The 12,150-nt window shown below is 36.9% G+C and carries 4 protein-coding genes; 2 read left to right on the forward strand and 2 right to left on the reverse strand.

The window, feature by feature from the left end; translation table 11 throughout:
* Positions 1–6,371: T9SS type B sorting domain-containing protein (locus tag MJQ71_RS00005; protein ID WP_238803660.1), on the forward strand; the 6,371-nt coding region annotated here is incomplete at its 5' end.
* A gap of 302 nt (positions 6,372–6,673) precedes the next feature.
* Positions 6,674–9,148 carry an OmpA family protein gene (locus MJQ71_RS00010; RefSeq protein ID WP_238803661.1) on the forward strand — a complete coding sequence of 825 codons (2,475 nt, stop codon included), beginning with the start codon at positions 6,674–6,676 and terminating at the stop codon, positions 9,146–9,148.
* A 349-nt stretch (positions 9,149–9,497) separates the two neighbouring features.
* On the opposite strand, the gene MJQ71_RS00015 is transcribed toward MJQ71_RS00010, so the two are convergent.
* Entirely contained in the window at positions 9,498–10,010 is a 513-nt protein-coding gene (locus MJQ71_RS00015) for an AP2/ERF family transcription factor (protein WP_238803662.1), read from the reverse strand.
* 772 nt (positions 10,011–10,782) lie between these two features.
* Positions 10,783–12,003: a response regulator gene (locus MJQ71_RS00020; protein WP_238803663.1), complete on the reverse strand. Its 1,221-nt coding sequence runs from the start codon at positions 12,001–12,003 to the stop codon at positions 10,783–10,785.
* Between the last annotated feature and the right edge of the window lie 147 nt (positions 12,004–12,150).

Genomic DNA, 12,150 nt, shown 5'->3' on the forward strand with positions numbered 1-12,150 from the left:
ATTCAGTAGTAATCACGACAGGTAGCAGTCCAGCAGCCCCAGTTATTAGCAGCAACAAGAACAGCTTGTGTAATGGCGAGACAGCGACCTTAAGTGCGACAGGATGTGCAGGTACAGTTAAGTGGAGCAACACCTCAACAGGTACAAGCATCACAGTAAGTACATCAGGCACATACACAGCAAGTTGTTTGAATAGTTGTGGCGAGAGTGGCAACAGCAATTCAGTAGTAATCACGACAGGTAGCAGTCCAGCAGCCCCAGTTATCAGCAGCAACAAGAATAGCTTGTGTAATGGCGAGATAGCGACATTAAGTGCTACAGGATGTGCAGGAACGGTTAAGTGGAGTAATACTTCAACAGGTACAAGCATCACAGTAAGTGTAGCAGGCACATATACAGCAAGTTGTATGAATAATTGTGGCGAGAGTGGCAACAGCAATTCAGTAGTGATCACGACAGGCAACAGCCCAGCAGCCCCAGTTATCAGCAGCAACAAGAACAGCTTGTGTAATGGCGAGACAGCGACGTTGAGTGCAACAGGTTGCAATGGCACAGTTAAGTGGAGCAATACTTCGACAGGTACAAGCATCACAGTAAGCACCGCAGGCACATACACAGCAAGTTGTATGAATAGTTGTGGCGAAAGTGGCAACAGCAATTCAGTAGTGATCACGACAGGCAACAGCCCAGCGGCCCCAGTTATCAGCAGCAACAAGAATAGCTTGTGTAATGGCGAGACAGCGACCTTGAGTGCAACAGGATGTGCAGGGACAGTTAAGTGGAGTAATACTTCAACAGGTACAAGCATCACAGTAAGTGTAGCAGGCACATACACAGCAAGTTGTATGAATAGTTGTGGCGAGAGTGGCAACAGCAATTCAGTAGTGATCACGACAGGTAGCAGTCCAGCAGCCCCAGTTATTAGCAGCAACAAGAATAGCTTGTGTAATGGCGAGACAGCGACCTTAAGTGCGACAGGATGTGCAGGTACAGTTAAGTGGAGCAACACCTCAACAGGTACAAGCATCACGGTAAGTACATCAGGCACATACACAGCAAGTTGTATGAATAGTTGTGGCGAAAGTGGCAACAGTAATTCAGTAGTGATCACGACAGGCAACAGTCCAGCAGCCCCAGTTATCAGCAGCAACAAGAATAGCTTGTGTAATGGAGAAAGTGCGACCTTGAGTGCAACAGGATGTGCAGGGACAGTTAAGTGGAGTAATACTTCGACAGGCACAAGCATCACGGTAAGCACCGCAGGCACATATACAGCAAGTTGTTTGAATAGTTGTGGCGAGAGTGGCAACAGCAATTCAGTAGTGATCACAACAGGTAGCAGTCCAGCGGCCCCAGTTATCAGCAGCAACAAGAATAGTTTGTGTAATGGAGAAAGTGCGACCTTGAGTGCAACAGGATGTGCAGGCACAGTTAAGTGGAGTAATACTTCAACAGGTACAAGCATCACAGTAAGTACATCAGGCACATACACAGCAAGTTGTATGAATAGTTGTGGCGAGAGTGGCAACAGCAATTCAGTAGTAATCACGACAGGCAGCAGTCCAGCGGCCCCAGTTATCAGCAGCAACAAGAACAGTTTGTGTAATGGCGAGACAGCGACCTTGAGTGCAACAGGATGTGCAGGGACAGTTAAGTGGAGTAATACTTCGACAGGCACAAGCATCACGGTAAGCACCGCAGGCACATACACAGCAAGTTGTATGAATAGTTGTGGCGAGAGTGGCAACAGCAATTCAGTAGTAATCACGACAGGCACTAGCTCAAATCCGCCATCAATTAGTACAAATAAAACTAGTTTGTGTGGAACAGAGACTGCGACATTAAGTGCAACAGGCTGTACAGGAATTATTGTTTGGAGCAATGCATCAACAGGAACAAGTATTACTGTAAACTCTGCGGGAACATATACTGCAAAATGTACAGGAGTTGGTTGTGGTGAAAGCGTTGCATCAAATCAAGTAATTATTACAATAGGTACACCGCCAACCGCACCAGTTATTAGTACAAACAAAGTTGACCTTTGTGGTTCAGAAATAGCAACATTAACCGCATCTGGCTGTGCAGGAACAATTAAATGGAGCAACACCTCAACAGGCACAAGTATCACAGTAAGTGTTGCAGGAACATATACTGCCAAATGTGTTAATAGTTGTGGCGAAAGTGGAAACAGCAATGCAGTAATTATTAAGAAAACAGAATTACCTTCAGTACCAACTGTAACAACTAATACTACAAGTATTTGTGGAACAGAAAAAGCTACTTTAACCGCTTCAGGCTGTTTAGGTACAGTCACTTGGAGTACTGGTTCAACAGGTACAAGTTTATTAGTAAGCACTGCAGGAACTTATTCAGTCACTTGTAAAAATGTTTGCGGCGAAAGTAATGCAAGCCAAGGTGTTGTAATCAAATCGGGAACTTTACCTGCTGCACCTATGATTTCATCAAATAAAATAGGTGTTTGCGGAACAGAAAAAGCAACATTGATTGCAACCGAATGTAGCGGAACAATTACTTGGAGTAATGCTGCAACAGGCACAAGTATTCAAGTAGGAGCAGGAACATATACCGCAAAATGTGTAAATAGTTGTGGTACAAGTGGCAACTCAAATGCACTTACAATTACGACAGGCGGTAATCCAACAGCACCAACTGTAGTTGCAGATAAAACAAGTTTATGTGGAACAGAAGCTGCAAAATTAACGGCATCGAATTGTTCAGGAACAATCACTTGGAGTACTGGAGCAACAGGTAGCACATTGTCAGTAACAACAGCAGGAACTTATTCAGCTATTTGTAAAAATGATTGTGGAACAAGTCTTTCATCTGAAAAAGTTACAATAACGACAGGAGGCAATCCATCAGCACCAACTGTAACAAGTAGTAAAACTGAAATTTGTACGAATGAATCAGCAATATTAACAGCAGCAGGTTGTTCAGGAATCATCACTTGGAGTACAGGAGCAACAGGCAGTACTCTAACTGTAACAACAGTAGGAACTTATACAGCAACTTGTAAAAATGATTGTGGAACAAGTACAACATCAACGCCTGTTATAATCAAAGCAAAAGCAGATTGTGGTTGTATAACTCCATCAGCACCAACGGTGGTTACCAACAAAACAAGTTTATGTGGAACAGAAACTGCAACATTGACAGCATCAAATTGTTCTGCAACCATCACATGGAGTACAGGAGCAACAGGTAGCACATTGTCAGTAACAACGGCAGGAACTTATACAGCAACATGTAAAAATGATTGCGGAACAAGTCCAGCATCGTCAGTGATAACAATTACGATAGGCGGTAACCCAACAGCACCAACTGTAGTTGCAGATAAAACAAGTTTATGTGGAACAGAAACGGCAAAATTAACGGCATCGAACTGTTCAGGAACCATCACATGGAGTACAGGAGCAACAGGTAGTACCTTGTCAGTAACAACAGCAGGAACTTACACAGCAATCTGTAAAAATGATTGTGGAACAAGTGGTAACTCAAATGCAGTCATAATAACGACAGGTGGTAATCCATCAGCACCAACTGTAACAAGTAGTAAAGCTGAAATTTGTACAAATGAATCAGCAGTATTGACAGCAGCAGGTTGTTCTGGAACCATCACATGGAGTACAGGAGCAACAGGTACTACTTTAGCTGTAACAACAGTCGGTACTTATACAGCAACATGTAAAAATGATTGTGGAACAAGTACAACATCAACGCCTGTTATAATCAAAGCAAAAGCAAATTGTGGAGATGATTGTAACGTAACAGCTCCAGTGATAACTGCTTCTAAAGCAATTATCTGTAAAGCAGAAAATGTGACATTAACAGCGACTGGTTGTATCACTGGCACAGTAGTTTGGTCAACTGGTCAAACGGGTACTTCTGTAACAGTAAAACCAACGGCAACATCAACCTACTCAGCAGTTTGTAATGTCTCAAGCACTTGTTCGAGTCCATTATCAAATCAAGTAGCTGTGAAAGTCGGAAGTGTTGAAACACCAATTCTTGCTTGTAGCACTGAATTAGTTTGTGCAGGAGAATCTGTAACAATCAAAGCTTCAGGATGTGAAGGCACAATCGTTTGGTCGAATGGAAGTACAGGTAGTACAATCACAGTTACACCAGACGGAACAAGCACTTATACTGCAAAATGTAAAATAGGTGATTGTGAAAGTCTAAATGCTGAACATATCGAAATAGCCGTTGGAACACCAAACAAACCATTCATTTCTTGTAAAAATAGTGTGATTTGTTACGGTGGTACAGCAACTTTAACAGCATCAGGTTGTACAGGAAAAATCGTTTGGTCGAATGGAGAAACAACAGCAGTAATCAATGTTTCACCTCAAATTGAAAAATCAACTTATACAGCCATTTGTAAATCTGTTGGAGGTAAATGCGAAAGCGAGAAATCGAACGAAATTGTGGTGACAGTTGGTAAGAAAGTAGATGCTCCGAAAGTAGTAGCCGAAATCAAGAATGTTTGTCCATTCAATACAGCCGACCTTAACACAGCAATTCTAAGCGAACCATCAACAGTTGGCGGTCAGTTTGAATTCCATACCACGAGTTCACCAAACTCGCCACTTGTAACTAACCCAGGAGCAGTTGGAGCAGGAACTTACTACGTATTTGAACGTAGCACAGTAGGTTGTTACTGCGATGGTGCATCTGTAAAAGTGGCAATCACGGTTTGTGAAGGCGGCGTAACACCATCAAATCCAGAAGTTGATATTGCAATCAAGAAAGTAGCTTCGGCAAAAATCGTTGCACTGAATGAATCGCTGGATTATAAAGTTGTGGTGAAAAACGTAGGAACAATTACCGCATCGGGTATCGAAGTAAGAGATATTCTTCCAAGTGGATTAACTTTTGAAAGTGTAAGTAACAACGGAACTTTCGCCAATGGTATTATTTCAATGAAAATTGATTCCTTGAAAAAAGGCGATAGTACAACATTTACTTACAAAACGAAAGTAACAAGCGTTGGTAAAATTGTAAACAAAGCAGAGTTATTCAGAGTAAAAGAAAGCGACACCGTATTGTCGAATAACTCAAGCGAAGCAATCATCAATGACCCAGCTTCTGGTAAGTTAATTGGTTTGAGCAAAGTAAGCGAAACACCTGTTTTAGTGAGCGACAAAATTTACAATGTACCATTCGTAATTTATGTCACAAACTTAGGTGGTGAAGATGTAAGCAAAATTCAAGTAAAAGATGACCTTAACCGTGCATTTGGTAATGGAGCAAAAATCCTAAACGATACAATCAAAGTTGTAGCAGATGCAGGATTAGTAGTAAATCCGAAATTTACAGGTCGTGGCTCAAATACTGAATTGCTTGTTGATTCATTGAGTAGCATTAAGAAAGGACAAAAATTAGCATTGAAATTTACAGTAAAAGTAGATTTGAAAGATGCCACAGTTACTAACTTCTTTAATATTGCTCAGGTTATATCGAACGGTAAAACAGACCAATCAACGGATGGCGTAATTGCTGACCCAGATGGTGACGGTGACCCAACAAACAACGATCAACCAACGCCAATTGAGTTTAAAATTGATATTACACCAAATACTCCAGCCATCGGTATCGCATTGTCAGTAGCTGATTCGGCAAAAATTGATGAAACATCTTACAATGTAACTTACCTAGCTTTAGTGAAAAACTTTGGTAATGCTAAGTTGACAAATGTTCAAGTTTCAGATAGTTTAACCAAAACATTTGCAGACAGCGTATCATACAAAGTTGTTGGTTCAACAATAGGAAGTAACAGTACCTTGAAATTGAATCCAAACTTTGATGGAAAAGATGATGTAAATCTCTTAATCGCAGATTCAACAAGTAAATTGGAAATAAATCAATTAGATTCATTATTCTTTACTGTAAAAGTTTATCACAATGGTTACAAAGGGCCATACAATAACAACGCTTATGCAAAAGCAATTGGCAGTGGCAAAATTGTAACTGATATATCAAATGCAGGCACTGAAATCAAAATTAACGAATCGACTCCAACGCCGATAACGTTACCTTTGACCGATGAACTTATCATTCCAGAAGCATTCTCGCCAAACGGTGATGGTAAAAATGATAACTTTATCATTAAACTACCAGCAGGTGCTAAATTGATTACTTGTGATATTTATAACAGATGGGGACACGTTGTCTTCAAAGATAAAGAAGGAATCTTGACCGATAAAGCCAAAGGTTGGGATGGAACCTCAAATCAAGGTATTCGATTCGGTTCGGATGGTGTGCCAGATGGTACTTACTATTATGCACTCGATTACGAATTAGACGGAAAACGAGTACATCTTGTTAATTATCTCACACTTGCGAGATAATTCTTAAAACAAAACGTTCACTAAGTGCCACTGCTCAAAGCGTTTAAAACGCAATGAAAAGTGGCACTTTTCTTATTAATAACCTTTTAAATAGCTCAATAATGTGAGTTCAAAGCTATCTTTTACTTAAAATCTATTCGCCCCGTACAATCTTAATCGTTAAAGGCATGATTTTTGTAAATCGTTCGTTATTATTTATATCAAGAAGCAGCTATTCAGTGAAAATGCTATTAAAGAGATTCATCATATTTATTTATCTCGCAACAGCTAATTTTGTTTTATTTGCCCAAAATCCCTCAAAAGTGTTTCAAAAAGCAAACACTCAGTTTGAGACTTTAGGGTACGCAAAAGCAATTGAGCTGTATGAATCTGCCTTGAAAAAAACGAAGGGAGCAACCGATGACGAAATAGTAAAAGCAAAAATTAATCTCGCTCTGAGTTATAAATTGGTGAAAGATTATGCTAATGCCGAAAGAGCTTTTCGAGATGTGTTGAGTGCAAACCCAATCTTAAAAGGTGATGATATTAAAGCTTATCGTCATTTTGCTCAAGTTTTATCAAGTAACGGAAAATACCCCGAAGCGAATATTTACTGGCAAAAATTTAACGAATTACAAGAACAAGATAAACGTGGGGTTGAATTTATAAAACTCAATAGTAACCGTGAAGCTTTAGAACGAAATGCAGGAAGTTATAAAATCGAATATGTTGGAATCAATTCGAGTAGTGCCGATTTTAGTCCCGTTTATTATAAAAAAGGTTTAGTTTTTGTTTCAGGAAGAAGTGCAAATTCGGCCATCAGAAGAGTTTTTAATTGGGATGCGTCTTCTTTTCTTGATTTATTTTATCTCGATGATTTAAAAGCACTTGGTACTGATAATGGCGGAGCTTCTGCCATTGGCTCTAGTTCGCAATCAGCAGCAAAAACGCCATCAACATCCAAAAAACTCGGCAATGACTATTATACACCGCCGACCGCCAACGATACCAAAACAGTCGGTCGTAAAGGCAATGAATATATCACAGGCAGTAAAGATTTAGACTACGAAGAAAATCCAACTATTCCGACCGAAAAATTTAGCAAATCAATCAATTCAAAATACCATGAAGGGCCATGTGCCTTTTTTCATGATGGGTCAAAAATTGTCTTTACTCGCAATAGTCAAAGTGGTGGTGGAGGAATTTTTGGAAAAAAAAATAATGCTGCAATCAATCGACTAAAACTTTATATCGCTGAATATGAAGACAATGATTGGCGAAAAATCAAAGAAATCCCTTTTAATAGCAATGATTATTCGTGCGGGCATCCGACGCTAACCATTGATGATAAAATAATGTATTTTGTGTCTGATATGCCAGGAGGATATGGCGGTACTGATATTTGGATGACTCGCTACAACAATGGGCAATGGACTAAACCACAAAATTTGGGCGGAACTGTTAATACACGTGGCAATGAAATGTTTCCATTTATCGATGAACGAGGAAATCTCTATTTTTCGTCCGATGGTCATCCTGGACTAGGAGATTTGGATATTTTCTTTATCCCTATGAATACCGCAACGGCTATGCCAAGTGGTAAAGTTCGTAATATTGGAGCTCCACTTAATTCAAACAAAGACGATTTTGGCATCATAACTGACAGCGAACGCCAAACAGGATTCATCAGTAGCAACAGAAAACGTGGTGGAACAGATGATGATATTTATAAATTCACTCGATTAGGTACGCTTTATGGTTGTCGAGAATTGGTGGTAAATATCTATGACAACGAAACCAAAAAACCTTTTGACCGCATTAGATTTGAATACGAAATCAAAGGAAATACATCTTCTCGTGAAAGTGCCATTACCAGTAATTTGGGAACAATAAAACTTTGTTTGGAAGCCGATAATGATTTTAATTTTTTGGTCAAACAAAATGGTTATCAACCTGAAACGGTGAATTTTTCAAACAAAGAAGCTTCAGATTATGAGTCCTCGAAATTAGATATTTACCTAAAAAAAGAAATAATTGTTGTTGATAAAAACAAGAAAAACAAAGTCGTCGAAACCCAGAAAGAAGCGGATGTTTTGGTCTCACGACGCAATGGAAATGCTGTTTCAACTATTTTTAGAGGTATCGTTACGGCAGGAAAAGACAGTACCCCAATTGCTGGCGTTCTAATCAAGTTTACTAACCAATGTACAGGAGTTACACAAGAAATGACTACGGGAGCAGATGGTTCGTATGAATTTAAACGTGAACTGAACTGTGACTATATCTTGGAATCATTCAAAGAAAATTTTGGAAAATCAACCGAATTAGTAGCCAAAGTTGAAGAAAAACGAAGCATAATTAATATTTTTCGCAAGAAAACGCCTGTCATCAACACTGGGTCATTGTTTGATACTAAGCTCTATAAAGTTGGTGATGTGGTTAAGTTGGATAATATTTACTATGATTCGGAAAGTTATAAGATAAGGAAAGATGCTGCAAGGGAGCTTGAAAAATTAGTGCTAACGATGCAGAAAAACCCCAATATGATTATCGAAATTCGTTCACACACCGATACAAGAGGCAACGCACTTGATAACCTAAGTTTATCGCAACGCCGAGCTAACGAAGTAGTAGATTTCTTGGCACAAAAAGGCGTAGCAAAAAACCGAATGAGGGGCGTTGGTAAAGGGGAATCAGAACCTGTAAATGGTTGTGGTGATGGGATGCAATGTACCGAAGCTGAGCATCAGCGTAACCGCCGAACCGAATTCAAAATTCTTTCGATTGAAAGAAAATAATGTAACTGTAGTATTTTTGATAGAAGCTATTTCGATAATTCGGAATGGTTTTTTTATTGTTTAAGGAAAAAAAAGATAGGATGAAAAAGCCATTCATCCTATACTATAATAGCCATGAAAACTAGTTTTACCTAGATTGTAACAAACTTACCAAATAATGGCATTGCCCAATTTTTTTTTCTACGAAATGTATTTATTAATCGTTGAATAGTCAAAAATTAGGTTTTATTGATTTTGATTATCGTAAAAAAAGGCTGGATGATAGCATCAACCAACCTTTAAACACACTTTACCCAATTCGAAATATTTATTTCAAACTCAGTAATTCAAAAACAACAGCTACTAGAACTTAGTTAGGGTTAGGGTTTATATTTTGTATAAAAGGATTCTGCACAATATTCGTCACGGCAAATTCTTTGTATAATTCTATCGCCTTTAAATCATAAACAACAGCGGCTTCTTCTTCGCTTTTAAATTGACCTAAATAATTCGTCAGTCCATCGTAAGTAATCTTTGAAACATAAAAACCATGCCTGATGTACACACCACGATATATCGAAGATTTGCTGGTTAAATGCCATTCATTAATATGACTTTTCGTGAAAAATGGAATTTGAACAAGGTTTTCACGTTTAAGATTAAGTGTATCTCCATCAAGAAACAAAATCGCATGGCCACGTTTGGGTTTGCCCATGATTAAATGATGCAAATATACATCGTGTTTTTTAGGGTGATAGATTGTAGTTCTGGCGTATTTTTTGCCTTTAGAATTACAAATATTCCACCTATAGCTTGAAACTAAATCAAAGTCTTCCTCATCAAATTGGATTTCCAAATTGTTTTTGGTATGAATTTTTGGCATTTTTACGTCATTTATTTTTGATAATCTAAGGTAAGAAGGATGTAGATTGGAGACAAAAAAACTCTATAAGTAGCACTCAATATTCGATGAATTGCATAGCCATTGAATAAAAGAAAATTCAATTTATTTGATTAAAATTAAGCATGCTTTTCACAGTTGATTTCAATATTTTTTTTGACTTTAAATACTTGTTATTAACTGATTATAAAAGATAAAAGACAGATAAAATCTGTCTTTTATACTAGAAATTATACTGTTATTTACTTAAAATTAATGCTTTACCATGGACTTTAGTTATTTTAGCAGTTTTTGAATTTTATTAATTTAGTGTAGTAATATAAATGTGCTAATACGTAAATACGCACGAGAACGCATCTTTTTTCTGACTTAAACGAGAATTATTTAGAATGAAAAACCTTAACATCAACGCTTCTACTAGCTCCATTATTTATAGCGATAAGTTTGTCAATTAGAGAAAAAAACGCTATAAGTAACACTCAATATTCGATTAATTGCTCAACAATGAAATAAAATTTGCTAGAGAATACTTTGCATGGTCAATTTTTAAAAGTTTTTGCTCATATTTTAACTGATTATAAAAGATAAAAGACAGATAAAACCTGTCTTTTATACCGAAATTTTTGCTGTGAATAATATATTTATGCTATAAAATTGCTTCTAAAAGTCTTCTTTATTTTCAAATAAATATGTTTTTAATTGATTTAAGTCAATAAAAATTAATATAACTATATTGTATATACGTATAAAAAATTTATAAGACCGACTGCATAAGTTTCTCAGATAAATTTTTTGTGTATTTAGAAATTACATCTTTCACTTGAAAAGTTTTGTATGGCTTTTCAACTACATCAGTAAAACCACTCATTCTAGGCGACTTAATGATTTTTTCAATAACTGATGCTGATTGTAAAATAATGGGTGTGTTTTTGTTGATACAATTTACACTTCTGATAGCCGTTGTTGCATCTAAACCATTAAGAATTGGCATCTCAAAATCCATAAAAATAAGGTCGTATTTTTCATAAGCCGAAAACTCAACTGCCTCTTGACCATTATTAGCAAAGAAAGAATTGAAACCCATAGAAGTAACAATAGCTGATAAAAACTTCTGATTCATAGGTAAATCATCAACAATCAAGATATTTCCTTTTACATGATAATCTTTTTTATTATTCGAAATAAGGTTAGTGATATTTGCTTTTTTTGTATCTAAAACCTGAAAGTCACATACCATATTTATGGCAAAATTATTTCCTTCTTTTGACTGCGATATAAATGAATTTTGACCCATCATGTTAGTTAAAATATCTATTAAAATTAAACTTGATTCCTGAATATTTGAAAGTGAATCTTTTCTTTCATCGAGAAAATTATCAATATTTTTGAACGAATCATTAAAGTATTGACTCGTACTAAATTGATTATTGGTCACGCAAAATCCGATTCTTACTGTATTTTCAACTGATGAAATCAACGAGAACTTTAGGAATAGCTCCGAGTTGATTTTTTGACTTTTACTAAAGATAAAATAATATAACGCATTCTTGATTGCAAACCTTAATAAATGAGCCTTCCCAACAAATTGCTTATCTGATAATGTGCCCAATGAAAAAACTACATTGAGCGGTTGACTATAATTAAGTTCTGCTCGTAAATCAGTTTGTAATTCATTAATAATATCTGTGAGTGTGAAAATTCGTTCTTTATTCGATTCCTCACATTTACAGAAATCTTTTAGCATAAATACATTAGTGAAATACTGCTCAATGGCACTAAAAGAATATTCTAATTTCTCAATATATTTACTCTGAAAGGTTGTTTGTTGTGAAAGTTTCAATGAATCAACACTACCTTTTAAGTTTGAATTGTATAGTTCAAACGTTTCTTTGAGCAATTCTGCAAAATTTAACTTCGACAAAGTCTCAGATTCGTTGGGTAAAATTTCAAATGGCCGTAAAGTGATAGGTTTCATGTTTTAGCGTCGTTAGAATAGAATTTACTTACTAACTAATAAATTAGTGATAATTTATTTTGTCGATATTCAAACTTACTAAAGAAACTTGTCGAGTGGTTGTGTTTTCAATCTGTTTTCTATGAATGGTATTCGATTATCTTTGAA

This window comes from Emticicia aquatica (assembly GCF_923079645.1).
Taxonomy (GTDB): Bacteria; Bacteroidota; Bacteroidia; order Cytophagales; family Spirosomataceae; genus Emticicia; species Emticicia aquatica.

What these genes read in the sequence shown, in the direction of transcription:
- MJQ71_RS00015 (WP_238803662.1), bottom strand. Translation starts at nt 10,010, where the DNA reads ATGCCAAAAATTCATACCAAAAACAATTTGGAAATCCAATTTGATGAG.
- MJQ71_RS00020 (WP_238803663.1), bottom strand. Translation starts at nt 12,003, where the DNA reads ATGAAACCTATCACTTTACGGCCATTTGAAATTTTACCCAACGAATCT.